The organism is Streptomyces sp. NPDC014864, from assembly GCF_043081525.1.
GTDB lineage: Bacteria > Actinomycetota > Actinomycetes > Streptomycetales > Streptomycetaceae > Streptomyces.
In genome coordinates this window covers 171734-189938 of record NZ_JBIBWT010000007.1, presented here as the reverse complement: position 1 = coordinate 189938, position 18205 = coordinate 171734, and the positions used below count along the sequence as shown (strand labels likewise).

The 18205-nt window shown below is 72.3% G+C and carries 16 protein-coding genes; 7 read left to right on the top strand and 9 right to left on the bottom strand.

The genetic code is table 11. The features are described 5' to 3' along the window. Positions 1-30: 30 nt before the first annotated feature. The 6 genes from ACF1A5_RS15145 to ACF1A5_RS15120 form a co-directional block, all read right to left on the bottom strand. Complete coding sequence (locus tag ACF1A5_RS15145; RefSeq protein ID WP_392193295.1) at positions 31-2025, bottom strand: ABC transporter ATP-binding protein; 1995 nt, start codon at positions 2023-2025, stop codon at positions 31-33. Between the two features lie 3 nt (positions 2026-2028). Beyond that, entirely contained in the window at positions 2029-2445 is a 417-nt protein-coding gene (locus ACF1A5_RS15140) for a lasso peptide biosynthesis B2 protein (protein WP_392193294.1), read from the bottom strand. A gap of 90 nt (positions 2446-2535) precedes the next feature. Next, positions 2536-2796, bottom strand: coding sequence for a lasso peptide biosynthesis PqqD family chaperone (locus ACF1A5_RS15135; protein ID WP_392193293.1), 261 nt, complete (start codon positions 2794-2796; stop codon positions 2536-2538). A gap of 131 nt (positions 2797-2927) precedes the next feature. Then, positions 2928-4583: an asparagine synthase-related protein gene (locus ACF1A5_RS15130; protein ID WP_392193292.1), complete on the bottom strand. Its 1656-nt coding sequence runs from the start codon at positions 4581-4583 to the stop codon at positions 2928-2930. Positions 4584-4939: 356 nt separating this feature from the next. Next, on the bottom strand, positions 4940-5047 hold the full coding sequence (locus ACF1A5_RS15125) for a keywimysin-related RiPP (RefSeq protein ID WP_116152784.1): 108 nt from the start codon (positions 5045-5047) through the stop codon (positions 4940-4942). Positions 5048-5954: 907 nt separating this feature from the next. Continuing rightward, on the bottom strand, positions 5955-6599 hold the full coding sequence (locus ACF1A5_RS15120) for a pyridoxal 5'-phosphate synthase (protein WP_392193291.1): 645 nt from the start codon (positions 6597-6599) through the stop codon (positions 5955-5957). Positions 6600-7051: 452 nt separating this feature from the next. On the opposite strand from ACF1A5_RS15120, the gene ACF1A5_RS15115 reads away from it, so the two are divergent. The 3 genes from ACF1A5_RS15115 (at position 7052) to ACF1A5_RS15105 (ending at position 10083) form a co-directional block, all read left to right on the top strand. Next, positions 7052-7507: a hypothetical protein gene (locus ACF1A5_RS15115; RefSeq protein ID WP_392193290.1), complete on the top strand. Its 456-nt coding sequence runs from the start codon at positions 7052-7054 to the stop codon at positions 7505-7507. A gap of 225 nt (positions 7508-7732) precedes the next feature. Continuing rightward, positions 7733-9469, top strand: coding sequence for a lamin tail domain-containing protein (locus ACF1A5_RS15110; RefSeq protein WP_392193289.1), 1737 nt, complete (start codon positions 7733-7735; stop codon positions 9467-9469). Next, positions 9469-10083 carry an SH3 domain-containing protein gene (locus ACF1A5_RS15105; RefSeq protein ID WP_392193288.1) on the top strand — a complete coding sequence of 205 codons (615 nt, stop codon included), beginning with the start codon at positions 9469-9471 and terminating at the stop codon, positions 10081-10083. The genes ACF1A5_RS15110 and ACF1A5_RS15105 overlap by 1 nt, the downstream gene beginning before the upstream one ends. Before the next feature lie 151 nt (positions 10084-10234). On the opposite strand, the gene ACF1A5_RS15100 is transcribed toward ACF1A5_RS15105, so the two are convergent. The 3 genes from ACF1A5_RS15100 to ACF1A5_RS15090 form a co-directional block, all read right to left on the bottom strand. Next, positions 10235-10975 carry a class I SAM-dependent DNA methyltransferase gene (locus ACF1A5_RS15100; RefSeq protein WP_392193287.1) on the bottom strand — a complete coding sequence of 247 codons (741 nt, stop codon included), beginning with the start codon at positions 10973-10975 and terminating at the stop codon, positions 10235-10237. Between the two features lie 78 nt (positions 10976-11053). After that, the gene (locus ACF1A5_RS15095) at positions 11054-11902 is read right to left on the bottom strand and encodes a patatin-like phospholipase family protein (RefSeq protein ID WP_392193286.1); all 849 of its coding nucleotides are present in this window, start codon (positions 11900-11902) and stop codon (positions 11054-11056) included. Between the two features lie 184 nt (positions 11903-12086). Further along, positions 12087-12674 (bottom strand): TetR/AcrR family transcriptional regulator, encoded by a 588-nt coding sequence (locus ACF1A5_RS15090; RefSeq protein WP_392193285.1) that lies wholly within the window; start codon positions 12672-12674, stop codon positions 12087-12089. Between the two features lie 369 nt (positions 12675-13043). Between ACF1A5_RS15090 and ACF1A5_RS15085 the strand changes: the two genes are divergently transcribed. From ACF1A5_RS15085 to ACF1A5_RS15070, 4 genes are read left to right on the top strand one after another with little or no spacing between them, the layout of a single operon-like run. Next, positions 13044-13661: a 2Fe-2S iron-sulfur cluster-binding protein gene (locus tag ACF1A5_RS15085; RefSeq protein WP_392193284.1), complete on the top strand. Its 618-nt coding sequence runs from the start codon at positions 13044-13046 to the stop codon at positions 13659-13661. Beyond that, positions 13658-14671, top strand: a complete 1014-nt coding sequence (locus ACF1A5_RS15080; RefSeq protein ID WP_392193283.1) for an FAD binding domain-containing protein — start codon at positions 13658-13660, stop codon at positions 14669-14671. Before ACF1A5_RS15085 ends, ACF1A5_RS15080 begins: the two co-directional genes overlap by 4 nt. Further along, positions 14668-16809: a xanthine dehydrogenase family protein molybdopterin-binding subunit gene (locus ACF1A5_RS15075; protein ID WP_392193282.1), complete on the top strand. Its 2142-nt coding sequence runs from the start codon at positions 14668-14670 to the stop codon at positions 16807-16809. The genes ACF1A5_RS15080 and ACF1A5_RS15075 overlap by 4 nt, the downstream gene beginning before the upstream one ends. Then, the gene (locus ACF1A5_RS15070; RefSeq protein ID WP_392193281.1) at positions 16802-17959 is read left to right on the top strand and encodes an XdhC family protein; all 1158 of its coding nucleotides are present in this window, start codon (positions 16802-16804) and stop codon (positions 17957-17959) included. Before ACF1A5_RS15075 ends, ACF1A5_RS15070 begins: the two co-directional genes overlap by 8 nt. The last annotated feature ends 246 nt before the right edge of the window (positions 17960-18205 follow it).

The following is an 18205-nucleotide window of genomic DNA, read 5'->3' as shown; positions in this document are numbered from 1 at the left end:
CGGCCCTCCGTCCCCGAAGCCGGGCCCGCCTCAGCCCGCGCTCTTCGACACCGAGCCGCCCCCAGCCGACGGCCGATGGCGTGACGAGGCACCGGACGTCACCGGGGTGGCGGGCGTCGGCCCGGCGGTGAGCATCTGACTCGTGGCCAGGTCGCGATAGAGGCAATCGGTCTCGAGCAGTTCCGCATGGTTGCCCACGGCCCGGACCCGGCCCGCCTCCATGACGATGATGCGGTCAGCGGTGGTGACCGTGGACAGCCGGTGCGCCACCACGAGCACCGTGATGTCCCGTGCCGCCTCCGCCACGGTCTCCCGCAGCGCCGCTTCGTTGTCGGCGTCCAACTGCGACGTGGCCTCGTCCAGGAGGAGTAGCCGAGGGCGGCGCAGGAGAGCACGGGCGATCGCCACGCGCTGGCGTTCACCTCCGGACAGCCGGCTGCCCCGGTGGCCGACCAGGGTGTCCAGCCCCTGCGGAAGACGGGCGACCACAGAATCCAGCCGGGCGCGGCGCAGCGTCTCGTGAAGGGCGTCGTCCGGGGTGTGCGGTGCGCCAAGGGTCAGATTCTCGCGCAGTGTGCCGGACAGGACGGGCGCGTCCTGCTCGACGTAACCGATCGCTGCGCGCAGTTCGGCCAGGGGCCACTGTTTCAGGTCGAGCCCGTCCAGGAAGATGCGACCGGTGTCCGGGTCGTAGAAACGTTCGAGCAGGGAAAAGATGGTGGTCTTGCCCGCACCGGAGGGGCCCACGAGGGCCGTCAGCCCTCGGGCGGGCACGGTGAAGGAGACGCTGTGATGGACGGCGGGCAGCCCGGGCCGATAACGGAAGCCCACCTGCTCGAAGCGCACGGTGGCTGCCGGCCGGCGAGGCCGCCGCGCGGCCTCGCCGGCGCTGGTGGGCGATGTGCCGGGGACAGACGGTTCGGGGGTCTCCACGTCCATGTGCTGAACCGCCTCGATACGCCGCGCGGCGGCCGCGCCGACCTGGAGCTGCCCCACGGCCTCGACGAGCTGGCTGATCCTCGGGGCCAGCGCGAACAGATACAGCAGGAAGGCGACCAGGGTGGACACGCTGATCGTCCCGGAGGCGACGCGGGCACCGCCCACACCGAGCACCGCCAGGAAGGACGCCTGCCCGGCCACGCCGGAGGCGGCCGCCGACAGCGCCTGCCAGCCGGCGGCGCGCACGCCGGTGCGACGGGCGTCCTCCGCCATGTGGTCCAGCGCGGCCGACTCCCGCCGCTCGGCTCCGGCGGCCTTGACCGCGCGCACCGCCCCGAGGGCCCGCTCCAGAGCCGCACCGATCTCGCCGACCGACTCCTGCGCCTGCCGGGTGGCCCGTCCGATGGCGGGCGCCGCAGCCCCTACGACCGCTCCCAGGAACACCATGACGGTCAGCGCGACGGAGAGCAGGACCAGGTCGACGAGGCCCATCAGCACCAGCGTCATGACCAGTACGACGACGCCTGTGACGGCGGGTGCCGCGGACTGGGTGGCGGCCTGACGCAGCAGCATGGTGTCGGAGGTGGCACGGGAGATCAGGTCACCCGGTTCGTGCCGGTCCAGCTCGGGCACCGGCAACCGGAGCAGGCGCCCGGTGATCCGCCGGCGGGCGGAACACACGACGAACTCGGCGGTGCGGTGCAGGACGTACTGACCCAGGGCGGAGAAGGCCGCGGCGCCGAGCAGGAGCACGGTCAGGAACACCACCGGACCGATGGGCGTGCGTCCCGTGCCCAGGTTGTCGATCAACCGCTTGGCGGCCAGGGGCTGGGCCAGGCCGAGGGCGCTGCCGATCAGTCCGAGCAGTGCCCCGGCCAGGCCGGCGCGGCGGTGGGGCCGCAGCAGGGTCGCCAGGGCCCGGTAGCCGGAGGGGGCCCTGAGGACGCCCCTGGGGGAGGCGGCGCCTTCGCCCCCGGCGATCGTGACCGGCACTGCGGCCCTGGCCCCGTCTACGGGGACGGGCGGCGTGGTCCGGGCTGTCGTCCCGGTGCCGGGGCGCGTGGTGGCGGGCAGCTGTCCGGCCATGGGTCAGTCGACCGCGAGGAAACGCTGGAAGTAATCGGCGGGGCAGTCCTCGCCGACCGGTTGTGAATCCGCCTCCACCCAGGCGTGCGCGGCGAACGGCGGCTGCTTGCGCACACCCACGCACCAGGTGGGCCACTGGCCGCGCATCCGGCACAGCAGGACGGTCGCCAGCGACCTGGGCAGGCATCCCTTGCGGCCACCGGCCATCAGGCTCACGGCCAGGACGGTGTCCAGGGCAGCCGCGGTCTGTGCCACCGAGGCCGGACGTGCGCCACGGCGCACCTGCCGCAGCACGCTGCGTATGCGGGCGGGTGGCTGAGTCGCCAGCAGGTGGGCGCAACACACGGCGAGACGGGCCGCCAACCGGGTCGGCAGCGGTACGGAACGAGGCCGGTAGGGGACCGCTTCGGGCGTCGACATGGCCATTCCTCTCTGCGTGTTCGGACTCTGCGTGTGCGGAAGTCGTGAGGGGAGTGCTCCGGCTTCTCGGGCCGCCGGCCACTCCGCCTGTCAGCGCCCGCTGATGAGCCCGGCCGATCGCAGTTCCGAGAGGATGCGGTCGACATCCTGCTGGGCGAGGCCGTCGTTGACGTCGTACCGCTCGGTCAGAGCATGCACAGCCTCTTCCGTGCCCCGGCCCGCCAGCAGCGTTTCCAGGACCACGGCGGCGGTGGGATTGAGGGTCCAGTACTCGCCGCTGTTCTCGTCCAGCAGGGCCAGGCCGTACTCGGTCTCGGCCATCAGGATGCCGCCGCGCAACTCCAGGTTCATCGGAAGACCTCCGTAGCGAGGGACGTTCGTCGGTGGTGGCAGGGGGTTGTCGGGTGTGCCACAGCGGTGCCGGTCGGTGGCGTCCGGGCCGGGGAAGGGCACGAGATCGGTGGCGTACGGCCGCTGACGCGTCAGCCGTCCGAGCGACGGTGCAGCGCCTCCCGCGTGCGCAGCCACACCTCACAGCCGACGGTCGGATGAAGGAGTACGTTCTCCAGTTCCGCCGACACAGGACCGGAGCACCAGGCTCGCCACGCCCGCGCGTCGATCAGGCCCAGTTCGGCCAGCCGGGAGTCCTCGCAGAGGGCGAGCAGCGCTTCACGGTGCCGCCGCAGCCCGACCTCCTCCTCCAGTGTGGCGTTGGCCTTCGTGGCGCGGGTGCGGCTGGCCTCGGGGACGACGCCGCGCATGGCCTCCACGACGAGCGGCTTGTACCGCCACGGAGTCACTCGCTCCTCCGGCCGCACCGCCAGGCCGGTTTCCACCACACGGTCGTCGTAGAAGGGTGAGGCGAAGAGGAGGCCGCGCTGACGCGTCATCTGGTTGAGGTGCCGCGCGAACCGGGACACCGCCTGCATGGTGGCCAGTTCGCGGTGCTCCCCGTGCCCCGGACCCAGGGGCCGCGCCCCGACAGCCTCCTGCCGGATGAGTGCGCGCACCGCGTCGACGGCGTCCGTGGTGGCCCACGGCGGCATCCTGGCCGGCGCGCACCACTGGAACAGCGGTTCCTCCAGCGAGGGCAGCGGGCCGGTCAGGTCCGTCGCGATCTGCTCCAGCCACGCCCCGTAGGAGCGCCGGTCCAGCAGTTGCCGTGCGGCTCGCCGCCGCGACCAGCGGTACTTGGCCAGGTATCCGCGGGCGTGGTGGACAGCGGTGCGCGGGTGGCGCAGCAGCAGGTCGTGAATGCGGGCGGAGGCGCCCGCAAGCAGCTCGTCACCACCGAAACCGCTCAGGTGGACGGTGGATCCCCGGTCCGCCGCAAGGTCGAGAAGGCTCATGCGCCGGTTGCGGTCCACGGCGTACAGCGACGGAGCGTCCAGTACGTCGGTCAGCGTGTTCACGCCGTCGAAGGTGAGCGGAAAGTCCTCGGCCGGAACGATGTGGTGCTCGAGGCGCCCCACGGCGCCGTCGACCGATGGGAGGTCCTCGACCGTGCGACGAGCCCAGTGGACGTCATCGCCGCGAGGGTCGTGGGTCGCCGCGGTGTAGGCGACGACCTTGGCGCCGGCGCCCACCGCGGTGCACACCACGGCGGTCGAATCCAGACCGCCCAGATCGGCTGAGACCACATCCCGGTCCCGGACACGGATCTCGACTGCTCGGTGCAGTTCGTCCCGCAGTCTCGCGGCGCCCTCGGCCAACGGCACCTCGCGACGCGGCAACCACCACCAACGCTTCCGCTGTGCGTGGCCGTCGCGTTCCAGGACCAGGTAGTCGTGGCCGGGCAGTGCCTCCACCCCGCGCCACACGGGTCGCGCGGACAGCGGGTGGAGCACGCCCAGACTGAGCATCTGGAGGGCAAGCCGACCCTCGTCGAGGGGTGCCCCGATCAGGTCGGCCAGGACATCCGCCCGGTCGGCCGCCAGGTGCGCCGAGTGCGCCCCGCCATGGAACAGAGAGCGGACACCGGTGACCGTGCCCTGAGCACGTACCCGACCGTGCAGACTGGCCAGTAGGTGGTAGCTGCCGTGCCAGGAACGGGCGAAGCGGTCGAGGGAGCCCAGATCGTTGGCCGCGGCCGCCGCACGGGCCGCTTCCTCGGGGGAGACGGCGTGCTCACCCGACACCGCGAGACGCACTCCGCGGCACTCGCCGACCGTCAGCTCCCCTGGATGCCAACGTCCCATCAACCACGGCCGGCCTGAGGCATGCGTGTGGCTCTCGGTGGCGTGCGGGAGGGCCCTTGCCGCTACGGATGCCGCTGCGTCGGTATCGGGCAGTACCACGAACCAAGCGGGCACCAGAGCGAGTGACGCAGGGCTGTTCATGGACTCACGTACCTCCGGTCGATGGTGCGTCCGCCGGTGCGGGAAGGAGCGGGGTGAAGCGGCGGAGGACAGTCGATGACCGCCCTCCGCCGACATGGACGGGCCCGGTCACCTCACGCCGCGGGGGCGAGAGAAGGGCCCCGGTCGCCTCGAGGTCAGATGAGCTGGTGACCGCCGGTGAGGTCCTTGGCGGTACCCCCCGCCAGCCCGGTCGTCTTGCGGAATCCGCCGGCCTTGGTGAGGGTCGGGCGCTCGTACGTCATGGCCGCACATCCTTTCGTCCACGACGACATCAGCTGTCGCCGTGTCAGTCGCCTGAATGAAAAGTTGGCACAGGCACCTGCTCGAATCGGCACGCTTTCACCACGGTTCCGGACCCGCGGACGGCCAATTCGGTAAGTCACCCTAGGGACAGCAATCAGATCACCACAACAGTGCACGGGAGGAGCATCACGGCACACGGGAAGCGAACTCTGCATCTGTTCGGGAACGGATGCCGCCGAAAGCGCCGGAACGCGGGCCATGGAGAGGGGGTTTGCGGGTACCGGGAAGGGTTTTCCTGCTGCCCTTGAACAAGCTCAGATGGTTCCGGGGCGCACAAGTCGACTTACGCCGACCCATTTACGCAGGTCAACGGCTGTCCGGACCTCGTGATCCCCATCGGTCGTCCTGGACGTCCGCGACCCGAGGACCGCGAACCTGGAGGAAGGATTTCTCACCGGATTCAACTACAGAGGCGACAATCGTTGGCCTACGTTTTCGGTCAGTTCTCCGGGCAATCCGCAGCTCTCCCATGGAGAACTGGCGGAGACTGTCACGAATTTCCGTCAGGTGGCGACGCCGGCCTTATGGCCTGGGTGGTGGCGTACGTCCGGCCCGCCACTCACGACTGCGGAACGAGGGCGGATGCCAGGGAGAGCGACGCTTTCGGCGCGCACAGAGACGGTCGGATGGCGTGTCAGATGAATCGAGTGCCGCTCAGGAATCCACGGCCCTGGTGCCCCCGCTGCCTGCTGGTGGCGCGACCGCAGGAGGCAGCGGAGCGCCGCCCCGCCGGACCCGGGCGGTGACCGGGCGGGAACAGCCGTATGTCGGCCGGGCGGCGCGGGCAGCCCGCCCGGCTGCACCGGCACAGCGAGGGCGAGTTGCTCGTGGACGGCCGCACGCGGGTCAGGGCCACAGCAGCTGCTTGGTCCATCCGTCGCCGGAGCGCAGGTAGGCGAGCCGGGTGTGCTTGCGCTGCTTGTCGCCCTGCCAGAACTCGACGCTGCGCGGGCTCAGGGTGTACAGGGTCCACTCCGCGGCGACGAGATCCGGCTCACGCTCCAGACGGGCGAGCGACTCCTCGGTCGCTGCCACAACGCTCCCCGGGTCGTCGAGCGGGCGGCTCTGCCTGCCCACGAGTGCCTCGGCGCGGGAGCCCAGGGACCGGGCGAGGAAGTCCTGGGCGCTGTCCTCCGGACTCTCGGGTGCGACCGGGCCGCACAACCGCACCTGCCGGGCCTGCAGCGGCCAGTAGAACGTGAGCGCCGCCGCGGGCGTGCCCGCCAGGTCCCGTCCCTTGGGGCTTGCCGCGTGGGCGGCGAAGCTCCAGCCCCCCGCACCGACGTCCTTCAGCAACAGCACCCGGGCGGAGGGCGTGCCGTCCTGCCCCACGGTCGACAGCGTCATGGCGTGCGGTTCCCGCACGCCCGCTGCGACGGCCTCCGTCAGCCACGCGGTGAACAGCTCCTGCGGCGTGTCGGGTGCGACCTCGGGACGGAAGTCGGGCAACTCCCCCGAGAACACGTCAAGGCTCCGGAGTACCTCACGCATCGTAGGCGACTGCTGCTCGGTGGGCATTCGACTCGCTTCTCCACTCAGGGTTCGCAGGAAGGCGGATACGGGGCCGGGCGGCACCGTGGTCAGCGGCGGGTCGCACCGGCCCGCCGGGCAGCCGGCGATCCCCGCCGCGAGCCCGCGTCACGGGCGGGCGAGAGCCGGGAGGGGGCGGCGCCCCGGCGAGATCGGGCGGCTGTCTCCGTCCCTGTCCGTGGTGCGGCCGGGACAGGGCGCCCTGGGGCCTGTCGGGGAAGTCCCGTCGTCCGCCCCGACTCCGCGAGGCCGGCGGGGACTTCCCGACATGTCCTGGGGGCCGAAGGCCCACGGCAACGTACTCCATCACGCCGAGGAAGGACAACTACGCCCGGACGCGGGGTAAATGAGCAGGCCGGCGGCCGATCGGAGGGGGGAGCGCAACGATGATCCGGGGAGGGTAATGTCGGCGCATGCAGGCGAGATTCACCCCAGGACAGGTCATCGCACGACGCGAGATGCTGGACGGCCGGGAATGGCTGCTCTACCCGGTACGCGTGGTCGCCGACGAAGGCGATCTGCTGGCCGTCTACCTGGCCGAGGGGACCCCGCTGACCTTCGGCACCGGCGAGTTCAGATGGGGCCCCCATCCCTGGAGCGAACTCGACCCCTTCTGGCAGTCCGACGGAGTCCTCCAGATCCAGCGGTCGGCTGCCGCCTACGCGGTGTGGCCCCGTTGGAAGGGCAACACCTTCGACGGGTGGTACGTGAACTTCCAGCAGCCCATGCGGCGTACTGAGCACGGCTTCGACACCCTCGATCCCCCACGGCCCGCCGACGGCGAGTCACCTCGCGGCTGCGCCAGGGGCCGTCCTGACGGACGCTGCTGGACACCGACAGGGACAATCCGAACCGTCATGTACGATTGACCTTCCCGGGCTGAGCAAGATCGTCCCGGTTGGCCGCGAAATCGCCGACTCGGCCTTCAGAACGCCTGGTTGGGCGGTCGGCCAAGTGGCGTGACGCCTTTATCGTTCCGTCAGCTGATCTTCTTCAGATCGTCATTCAATCTTGCCTCCGTTCGGCGCCCCGCCTGTCATCCTCAGCCGGGCGCGGGCCACTGCGTCCATGGATCCAGTGTTCCCGGAGGCCACGTGCGCCGTTCCCGTCTGCTCCTCCTGCTGATCGCAGGGGTGATGCTCACCTTCACCTCGCTCTTCGTCAGTCCTCCCGCCGCACACGCCGCGGTGGCGGACGCGCCGCACTGTTCGACCAACGGCACGTGGCGCCAGGGTGAGTTCAACGTCTACTGGTTCGACGTCGAGCAGGGCGACTCCCAGCTCGTCGTCGGACCGACCGGCCGCACCCTTCTCATCGACCTCGGCGAGACGGCGTTCAACTCGACCGGCACCAGCACGAACGCGACCCGTGTCGCCGCCCAGATACGCTCCATATGCGGCATCGCCTCCGGGCCGGTGCACCTGGACTACGTGATGGCCTCCCACCATCACCTCGACCACATCGGATACGCCGGCAATCCGAACGACACCACGGCCTACGGCAACGGCCTCTACCAGCTGCTGACTCCGACCTCCTCCGGCGGATTCGGCTTCACGGTCGGTCAGCTGCTCGACCACGACGGCGGTGTGTGGACCGACAGCAACGGCGACAAGGACTGCGACGTCGGCACCTCGACCGCGCCGAGCACCGAGACCGCCTGGCACAACGTGGGGACCACCTCGCTGACGTCGAAGCGGTGGATCTGCTGGCTGTACGGTCCGGCGGGACAGGCCGACCGCGCCGACATCGAGGGCAAGGTGCTGCGGATCACCAACGACAACCCGTGGCCGTCGATCGACCTCGGCACCGGCGTGACCTCGAACGTCGTCGAGGCGAACGGCAAGGACGTCAAGCAGGCCGACGGTGTGACCCCGGTCAGCGGCGACCACGACGCGGACCCCACCCCGCCGAGCGAGAACGACTACTCGATCGGCCTGCGCACCACCTTCGGCCCGTTCGCGTACGCGACCGCCGGTGACAGCGACGGCGAGTACGCCACCAGCGCCAACGGCTACACGTACAACAACATCGAGCAGCTGCTCGGCCAGAAGATGGGCACGGTGAACGCGCTGCGGGCCAACCACCACGGCTCGAGTCACTCCTCGTCCGACGCCTACGTCAACTCGACGCATCCTCAGGTCGGTTTCATCTCCTGCGGTGCGAACTCCTACGGCCACCCGGGCAACCGCACGCTCAACGCCTTCCGCGCCGTGGGGGCGGACATCTACCTCGCCAACAACCCCTGCGACACCACGGACACGGACGGAACGGCGATCGACTACTCCGGCACGTACAACCACAACGGCACCGTGCACCTCGCCACGTCCGGAAGCGGAGCGCAGTTCACCGTCGACTACGACGCGGGCAGCCGGTCGTACACCACCACGACCAGCGGTGGCGGTGGCGGCACCGGCGACCCCACCAAGGTGCGGGTCAACGAGTTCCTGATGGCGCCGTCGGGTACGGGGACCGAGTGGGTGGAGCTCTACAACCCCACCGCGAGCGCCGTGGACGTCAGCGGCTACTACATCGACGACGTCGCCGCCGGCGGCGGGGCGCCGAAGCAGATCCCGGCGGGTACGACCATCCCGGCCGGCGGGCGGTGGGTGATGGACATCCCCTCCGGCTTCCTCAACAACACCGGCTCCGAGTCCGTCCGGTTCCTCAAGATCGTGAGCGGTGTGGAGACCGTCTACGACACCTACTCGTACTCGCTCGGCTCGACGCAGTACGACAAGGTCTTCCACCGCAGCGGTGACGGCGGGGCGTGGTGCAACACCATCTCGGCCAACGTCACCAAGGGCACGCCCAACCCGGCGAGCTGCCCGTGATGAAGGGAGGCAGGGGCGCGCTTATCGGCGCCCTCACCGTCGCCCTGGCCGTGGTCGGGGTCACCACCGTGGTCGCGGGCGGCCGGCCCGACCGAACCCCCGGACCCGCCGGCGCCACCACGGCGCCGGGCGGGGACGAGAGTCGGCTGGTGCTGATCAGCGGCCGCGACGACCACGGCCTGGTCGCGACCGCGCGGGTGGCGCTGTACGGGCATCCGGGGGATCGCGAGCCGGTCGCCCAGGCGAAGGACGGGACCCTGGCCCGGGTCGTCTCGACGGAGGGCACCTGGCTCCAGGTGCGCGCCGTCGGGGACGCGTCGGTCCACGGCTGGGTCGACGACTTCTACCTGCGCGGCACCGTGCACCTGGTGGGGCCGGGCCCCACCTGCCGGGTCCGGATCGGGGGGCAGTTGCTCGCCGCCGGTGAGCAGGCCGTGGTCCTCGACGTCCGCGGTACGCAGGCGAAGGTGAGGATCGTCCGGTCCGGCCGGTACGGCTGGGTCGCCCGCTCCACGGTCCGGGAGCTCGCACCCGGGAGCGGCTGCGGACGGCCCACCGCGTCGGCGTCCCCGAAGGCTCGTGAGTCTGAGCGACACAGCCACAGGCACGGCTGAGCCGGCCGGCCGACGGTGCTCCCGACGGGGGCCGGGGGTTCGTCCCCGGCCCCCGTCGGCTCGCCCCGTCCTCCCCTCGATCGCGCACCCGCTCGCGCATGAGACGTGTTCGGTCGGCCCGCTCGGCGAGCGCGGTCGGGAGGGGCAGGCCTCAGACCGGCTTGCGCCACACGGAAATGTGCTGGGCGGAGTCCTGGGTGAACGGCGTCCGCTGCCAGTCCGCGACGCGCCGCTCCAGCTCCAGTCCCGCGATCCGCGCCATCAGGTCGAGCTCCGCCGGCCACGCGTACCGGTGCCGGGAGGCGTCGCGGCGGTAGCGGCCGTCGTCGCCCTCGAGGGTGAGGTGGTGCGAGACGAGGATCTGCTCCACCAGATCGAAGGTGTCGAGGCCGAGATGCCGCTCGGAGACGTCGAACGGCACCGCGACCTGCCCGGGCGGCAGGAACCGCAGCGGTGGCACGCCCAGCTCGATGACGAACCGGCCTCCGGGCGCCAGGTGGCGTGCGGCGTTGCGGAAGCACTCGACCTGTTCGTCCTGCGTGAGCAGGTTCGTGATGGTGTTGTAGACGAGGTAGACCAGGGTGAACTCGCCGGGGACGACGGTCGTGGCCATGTCTCCGAGGGTGACCGGGAGCCTCTCCTCGTCGATCTTGCGGCGCAGAACCGCCGCCATGGGGCCGGACAACTCGATGCCCACGACAGGAACGCCGCGTTCCCGGAGCGGGACGCCCACGCGTCCGGTTCCGATGGCGAACTCCAGGGCCCGTCCTTCACCGGCGAGTTCGGCGAGGAAGTCGAGCATCGGTCCGAGTGCGGCGGCCGAGGAGATCCCGGCCTCCTCGGCGTCGTAGCGTTCGGCGGTCGCACGGCTCCACAGCTCACTGCTCGTCACGGTCGGCCACTCTGCCGGGTGCGGTGGGGCGCCGGCCACCGAATTACCTCCGGCTGCCGGCTGCGCTCACCAGGGGGCTCAGGCCGGGCGCCACTCGATCGTCAGTGCGTGGCCCTGTGCGCGGCCCGCCTCGGCGGCCGGCCGGCGCGTGGCCGGGTCCAGCGCGTTGGCGCCGATCGCGTCCTTGGACGCCTCGTCCGGCTCGACGACAGCGACCTCGGCGCCCTGGGCGCGCAGTTCGTCCACGGTCCGCTCCAGCGGACGGTCGCTCGGGAACGGCTCGGAAGCGCCCATCGGCACGATCACCAGCACGCGTGAGGCGCCGGCCGCGTAGTCGGCGTTGGCGACGGAACGGACGCCGCCGTCGACGTACCGGCGGTCGCCGATCGTCACCGGGGGCCAGACGCCGGGGACGGCGCAACTGGCGGCGACGGCGTCGACCAGGCTCACGTCCGACGCGCGGTCGAACACGCGCGGCTCACCGCTCTCGGCGTCCACCGTGACGATCTTGAGCGCCCGCGCGGGCCATGCGTGGGAGGGGAGCCGCGACTCGATCACCGCCAGGCGCTCCCTCTCGGGCACGGTCTCGGTCCCGAGGGCGAACTTCCCGACCGCGCGCCGCATCTCCGTGATGTCGGCGGCACTGCTCAGCGCCGCGCCGATCTCGGCGGCGAAAGCCTCCAGGTCCATCTCCGCCATGATCTCGGCGGCCTGCAGAGCCGGGTCGGCCTGGCGGGCGTACAGCTCCTCCAGGCCCAGCCCGCTGCCCAGTTGCGCCGCGACCGTCGAGCCGGCGGAGGTGCCCACGATCAGGTCGGCCCCCGTGACGTCCCGGCCCACCTCGGACAGCCCGGTCAGCAGTCCGGTGATCCACGCGATGCCCCCGACACCGCCGCCGCCCAGTACAAGCGCCTCAGTCCTGGCCATCTCGTCGCCCGCCCCCTGTTGCCCGCGCTCGATGTGACGACGTGAACCCTAGTGCTCACTCGTACGCCGCATGGGACGTGTGGCCTGAAGCCGCCCCGCGCCGTAGCCGGAGGACGGGGCGGGCCCGTTCTCACGGCGCCCGAAGCCGCGTCCCGCGTCGGCGCGGCCGCTGCCGGCACCGGGGTCAGTGGCCGGGCGCCCCGGCCCGCAGACCGTCCATGACGAGGTCCAGGAGCCGGGCGGCGCGCGGCCGCCAGTCGCTGTGGGGGTCCATCTGCCAGAGGCCGGCGATGGCGAGGACGAAGTCCTCCGGGGTCACCCCCGGACGTATCGTGCCGGCCTCCTCGTTGGCACGAAGCAGGAGTTCGACCGCGGCGGTGACCGGTGTGTGCCCGGGTTTGGCGGGACTTCCCGGCGTGCTGGTCGCCTGGCGGATCGCGTCCGCCAGACCGGCCTTGGCCATGGCGAACCGGGCGAGGTGGTCCATCCACTCCCGCAGGGCCTGGTCCGGCTCCCGGCTTTCGAGCAGCTCGACCGCGCTGTCGGCGACCTGCTGCATCTCGTGCCGGTAGATCTCCAGGACGAGGGCCTCGCGGTGCGGGAAGTTCCGGTAGAACGTGCCCTGGCCGACGCCCGCCTTCTTGGCGATCACGCTCAGCGGGGTGTCCGCGGAGCGGGTCAGTTCCGCGAGGGCCACTTCCAGGATGCGCTCGCGGTTGCGCTGCGCGTCCGAGCGCAGCGGCGCATCCTTCGCGTCCCTTTTCGGCTGCACTCGTCCTCCTCGCCGGGTCTGGAGTCCGGAACCCGACCTTGCTAAGCGGACAGTTGTCCGCTACGGTTTCCTGCTAGCGGACAGCTGTCCACTTGACTCCACCATAGCGGTGGAGGCCGCCGACGTAACCCGGCGGGTGCCGCCGCCATGGCGTTCCCGCCTCCGCATTCCGCACGCCTGCCCAGCTCCACCGCTCCCTACAGCGCCACCTCCCTGTTCGCCAAACGGGTCTGCCGTACCGGACCCGCGGACGGACCCGAAGACCACCGGACGCACCGGCCCCCGGGGGCCCGGCCCCGCGGCTCCGCGGACGCACGGACCTCCGGACGGTCCCGCGACGTGCTCCGGACCTGCGAAAGAAGGCTGATCATGGCCCCACCGACGTCCAGCGACGTCACCCTGAACATCAACGGCGAGAAGTACACGCTGTCCGTCGACCACCGCACCACCCTGCTCGACGCGCTCCGTGAGCGGCTCGATCTGACCGGCACCAAGAAGGGCTGCGACCAGGGACAGTGCGGGGCCTGCACCGTCCTGCTGGACGGACGCCGGAGCGTGGCCTGCCTGCAGTTCGCGGTGGCGGCCGAGGGGCGTGAGATCACCACCATCGAGGGTGTGGCAGCGGGCGAGCGGCTGCACCCGGTGCAGCAGGCGTTCCTCGATCTCGACGGCTACCAGTGCGGATACTGCACACCGGGACAGATCTGCTCGGCCGTCGCGGTGATCGAGGAACACGCGGCCGGCTGGCCGAGCGCGGTCACCGACGACGTCCGGCCCGAGGCGGGGCCGCCACCCCTCACCGCCGACGAGATCCGGGAGCGGATGAGCGGCAACCTGTGCCGCTGCGGCGCGTACATGTCGATCGTGCAGGCGGTCGCCCGAGCGGCCGCCGTCCAGGCGCGGACCGGGGGCGACACGGACAGGACGCACCCCGGGGACGACAGCGGGCGGGCACGGAGCACGGATTCCACGGAGGCGGGGGCATGAGGGAGTTCGGCTACACCAGGGCGTCCGACGTGGCCGGCGCGGTCGCGCTTCTCGGCGCCGACCCGGAGGCGCGCTGTCTCGGCGGCGGCACCAACCTGGTCGACCTGATGAAGACCGGCGTCGAGCGCCCCGCCCGGCTCGTGGACGTCCGTGACCTCCCCCTGGACGGGATCGAGTCGACCGCGGACGGCGGCCTGCGCGTCGGCGCGACCGTCACCAACAGCGACCTCGCCGCGCACCCCGACGTCCGCCGCCGCTACCCCGCACTGGCTCAGGCGGTGCTGGCCGGCGCCTCCGGACAGTTGCGCAACATGGCCACCGTCGGCGGAAATCTGCTCCAGCGCACCCGCTGCGGCTACTTTACCGACGTCACCAAGCCCTGCAACAAGCGGCTTCCCGGCAGCGGTTGCCCCGCCGTCGAGGGCGAACACCACAACCACGCCGTCCTGGGGGCCTCCGAGCACTGTGTGGCCGTCCACCCCTCGGACATGGGCGTGGCGCTGACGGCGTTCGACGCGGTCGTGTCGTACGAGACGACCGAAGGGCCGGGTGAGCTGCCGCTGGCCGACTTCTATCTGCCCGTGGGCGACACCCCGCACCGGGAGACCGCCCTGCCGGCGGGAGCGCTGATCACCGGCGTGACCCTGCCGCCCGCTCCGGTCGCGGCCCGCTCCCGCTACCGCAAGGTGCGCGAACGGGCCTCGTACGCCTTCGCCATCGGCTCGATCGCGGCCGCCCTCGACGTCCACGACGGCGAAGTGCGCGAGGCGCGCCTGGCCTTCGGGGCGGTCGCCTCCCGGCCGTGGCGGGCCAGGACGGCCGAGCGGGTACTGACCGGCGCACCGGCCTGCGCCGAGACCTTCGCCGCCGCGGCGGACGCCGAACTCGCGGCGGCCAGGCCGCTGCCCCACAACGGATACAAGGTGACACTCATGCGCAACCTCGTCGTGGCCGTGCTGACCGAACTCGCCGAGGACAACGCCCGACTCAGCGAGGAGACCGGCCGATGAGCACCGCCACGACCCCCCCGGCCTCGGCGGAGAAGGGTGCCGTGGGGACCGCGCACACCCGAGTGGAGGGCCGGGACAAGGTCACCGGAGCCGCCCGGTACGCGGGCGAGGTGCCCTTCGCCGACCTCGCCCACGGCTGGCTGGTGCTGTCCACCGTCGCCCGCGGCCGCATCCTCGCGGTGGAACACGAGCCCGTCCTCGCAATGCCCGGCGTCCTCACCGTCCTGCACCACGGCAACGCGCCGCGCCTCGACACCGACTTCGTCGGCCTGCTGGGATCCCGGCCGGACCCCACCTGCGCCGTCTTCCAGCACGACCGGGTGCCACACATGGGCTGGCCGGTCGCCCTGGTGGTCGCCGAGACGTCCGAACAGGCCCGGGAGGCCGCCGAGGCGCTCGTCGTGCACTACGAGAGCGAGCCGCACGACGTGGCTTTCTCCGACGGTCGTCCGGACGCGTACCCGGCGGACGGCCACATGCCGGCGGTGACGGACAAGGGGGACCTCGACACCGAACTCGCCGCGTCCGCAGCCGTCGTGGACGCCGAGTACACCACTCCCGAAGAGCACCACAACCCGATGGAGCCGCACGCGGCCACGGCCCGCTGGGACGGCGGCCGGCTCGAGGTCGTCGACTCCAACCAGGGCACCACCTGGGTGCGGGGTGAATTGGCCAACCTGTTCTCACTCGACCCCGCCGCCGTGCGCGTGCTGTCCGAACACGTCGGCGGCGGCTTCGGCAGCAAGGGGGTCCGCGCCCACCAGGTGGCCGCCGTGATGGCCGCGACCGTGCTGCAGCGGCCGGTCCGCGTCGTCCTGACCCGCCGCCAGATGTTCTCCCTCGCCGGTTACCGCAGCCCCACCACCCAGCGCGTCCGGCTCGGCTGCGACGCCGAGGGACGGCTGCGCGCGCTGGAACACCGCTCGCTCAGCCTCACCTCGACCGTGCACGAGTTCGTCGAGCCGAGCGCGGCGGTGGCCCGGGCGATGTACGACGCCGACGCCCACCACACGGCCAACCGGGTGGTACGTCTCGACGTTCCGACCCCGACCTGGATGCGGGCGCCGGGCGAGGCACCGGGGTCGTTCGCCCTGGAGTCGGCGCTCGACGAACTGGCCGAGAGGTGCGGGATCGACCCGATCGACCTGCGCCTGCTCAACGAACCCGAGAAGGGCCCCGTGTCCGGGCTGCCGTTCGGCAGCCGCAACCTGCGCGCCTGCTTCCACGAGGGCGCCCGCCGGTTCGGCTGGGCGGAGCGCGACCCGCGTCCCGGGCTGCGCCGGGAGGGCCGCTGGCTGCTCGGCACCGGTACGGCGGCGGCCTCCTTCCCCGCCGGAGCCGCGCCGTCCACGGCCATCCTCACCGCGGAGCCGGACGGGTACTTCACCGTGCGGATCGCCGCGGCGGACATCGGAACCGGGGCACGCACCGCGCTCACCCTGGTCGCCGCCGACGCGCTGCGGGTGGCGCCGGAGCGGGTCCGGGTGCGCATCGGGGACAGCGACTTCGGACCGGCCATGATCGCCGGCGGTTCGATGGGCACCCGCTCCTGGGCCTGGGCGGTCACGGCCGCGGCCGGGGAACTGCGGGAGCGGCTCGACCTGGGAGCCGACATCCCCCCGGAGGGCATCACCGTCCGATCGGACACCTCCGCGGCCGTCGGCGCCCTCGCACAGAAGGAACGGCACTCCTTCGGCGCGCAGTTCGCCGAGGTCGCCGTGGACGTCACCACCGGCGAGGTGCGGGTGCGCCGCATGCTCGGCGTCTTCGCGGCGGGCCGCATCGTCAACCCGCTCACCGCGCGCAACCAGCTGGTCGGCGGCATGACCTGGGGCATCTCCATGGCCCTGCACGAGGAAGCGGTCCGCGACTCCGCCTCCGGCGGACATGTCGGCGCCGACCTCGCGGGCTATCACGTCGCCACGCACGCCGATGTGCCGCTCGTCGAGGCCGACTGGGTGGACGACCCTGATCCCGACGACCCGGTGGGGATCAAGGGCATCGGGGAGATCGGCATCGTGGGCGCCGCCGCGGCGATCGCCAACGCGGTCTGGCACGCCACCGGCGTCCGGCACCGCGACCTGCCGATCCGGCCGGACCGCGTCCTGGCGGCCGGACAGGGAGCGGCGCGTGCTTGACATCGCCGGGGAGCTGTACCGCTGGGCCGAGGAGGGCCGCGCCTTCGCCGTCGCCACCGTGGTGGCCGTCGGCGGAAGCGCGCCGCGTGGCCCCGGTGCCGCCCTCGCCGTCGACGGCGAGGGCACGGCCATCGGCTCGGTCTCCGGCGGCTGTGTCGAAGGAGCGGTGTACGACCTCTGCGTGGAGGCACTCCAGGACGGCGAGACCCGTGTGGAGCGGTTCGGCTACAGCGACGAGGACGCCTTCGCCGTCGGGCTGACCTGTGGTGGGGTCATCGACGTCCTGATCACGCCGGTCGGCACGGAGGCGCCCGTCCGGGAAGTGCTCCGAGCGGCGCTGTCGGCCGCCGCCCAGGGGGAGCCGGCAGCCGTGGCCCGGGTCGTCCGCGGGCCCGCGGGCCTGCTCGGCGGGGCACTCCTCGTGCGTCCCGACGGCACGTTCGACGGCGGGCTGGGCGGCGTCGCTGAACTCGACCGGGCGGCGGCGGCCGAGGCCGGGGTCCTGCTGGATTCCGGCCGCACGGGCACCGTCGAGCTCGCGGAGGACGGATCGCACTGCCCCGGCGGGCTCACCCTGCTCGTCGAGTCGAACGTGCCGGCGCCCCGCATGATCGTCTTCGGTGCGGTCGACTTCGCCGCGGCGCTCGTACGGGCGGGCACGTTCCTCGGGTACCGGGTGACCGTGTGCGACGCCCGCCCCGTCTTCGCCACCCGCGCCCGCTTCCCCGAGGCCGACGAGATCGTGGTCGACTGGCCGCACCGCTACCTGCGGAGCACCGCCACCGACGCACGCACCGTGCTGTGCGTGCTCACCCACGACGCCAAGTTCGATGTGCCGCTGCTGCAGACGGCGCTGCGGATGCCCGTCGCGTTCGTGGGCGCGATGGGGTCGCGCCGTACCCACGAGGACCGCGACCGGCGGCTGCGCGAGGCGGGCTTGAGCGAGCGCGAGCTGGCCCGGCTGAGATCCCCGATCGGCCTCGACCTTGGCGCCCGCACGCCCGAGGAGACCGCCCTGTCGATCGCGGCGGAGATCGTCGCGGTCCGGCGCGGAGGGACGGGCGTCCCGCTGACGGGCACGCACACCCCGATCCACCGGCCCGGCACGGAACGGGAGGCGCCGGAACGGGACGGCGCCGAGGCCGCCTGAACCGGCCCCGCCCCCTCGCGGAGGCGCGGCGGACGATGGACGGCGGACGGCGGACGGCGGACGGCGGACGGCGGACGGCGGACGGGGGACGGCGGACGGGGGACGGCGCAGGGCGGACGGGGGACGGCGGACGGGGGATGACGACGGGCGGGCACCGGCGGGCCCGGGGCGGCCCCCCGACTGCCGGGCCGGGACCACCGGGGTGGGCCCGAGGCGGTCGCGCGGGCGGAGAACGCGGTGAGTGCG

Bases quoted from the DNA above. Each gene is read 5' to 3' on its own strand.
- ACF1A5_RS15135 (WP_392193293.1), bottom strand. From the start codon at position 2,796: ATGAACCTGGAGTTGCGCGGCGGCATCCTGATGGCCGAGACCGAGTAC.
- ACF1A5_RS15115 (WP_392193290.1), top strand. From the start codon at position 7,052: ATGCAGGCGAGATTCACCCCAGGACAGGTCATCGCACGACGCGAGATG.
- ACF1A5_RS15085 (WP_392193284.1), top strand. From the start codon at position 13,044: ATGGCCCCACCGACGTCCAGCGACGTCACCCTGAACATCAACGGCGAG.
- ACF1A5_RS15095 (WP_392193286.1), bottom strand. From the start codon at position 11,902: ATGGCCAGGACTGAGGCGCTTGTACTGGGCGGCGGCGGTGTCGGGGGC.
- ACF1A5_RS15145 (WP_392193295.1), bottom strand. From the start codon at position 2,025: ATGGCCGGACAGCTGCCCGCCACCACGCGCCCCGGCACCGGGACGACA.
- ACF1A5_RS15080 (WP_392193283.1), top strand. From the start codon at position 13,658: ATGAGGGAGTTCGGCTACACCAGGGCGTCCGACGTGGCCGGCGCGGTC.
- ACF1A5_RS15140 (WP_392193294.1), bottom strand. From the start codon at position 2,445: ATGTCGACGCCCGAAGCGGTCCCCTACCGGCCTCGTTCCGTACCGCTG.
- ACF1A5_RS15075 (WP_392193282.1), top strand. From the start codon at position 14,668: ATGAGCACCGCCACGACCCCCCCGGCCTCGGCGGAGAAGGGTGCCGTG.
- ACF1A5_RS15105 (WP_392193288.1), top strand. From the start codon at position 9,469: ATGAAGGGAGGCAGGGGCGCGCTTATCGGCGCCCTCACCGTCGCCCTG.
- ACF1A5_RS15120 (WP_392193291.1), bottom strand. From the start codon at position 6,599: ATGCGTGAGGTACTCCGGAGCCTTGACGTGTTCTCGGGGGAGTTGCCC.
- ACF1A5_RS15125 (WP_116152784.1), bottom strand. From the start codon at position 5,047: ATGACGTACGAGCGCCCGACCCTCACCAAGGCCGGCGGATTCCGCAAG.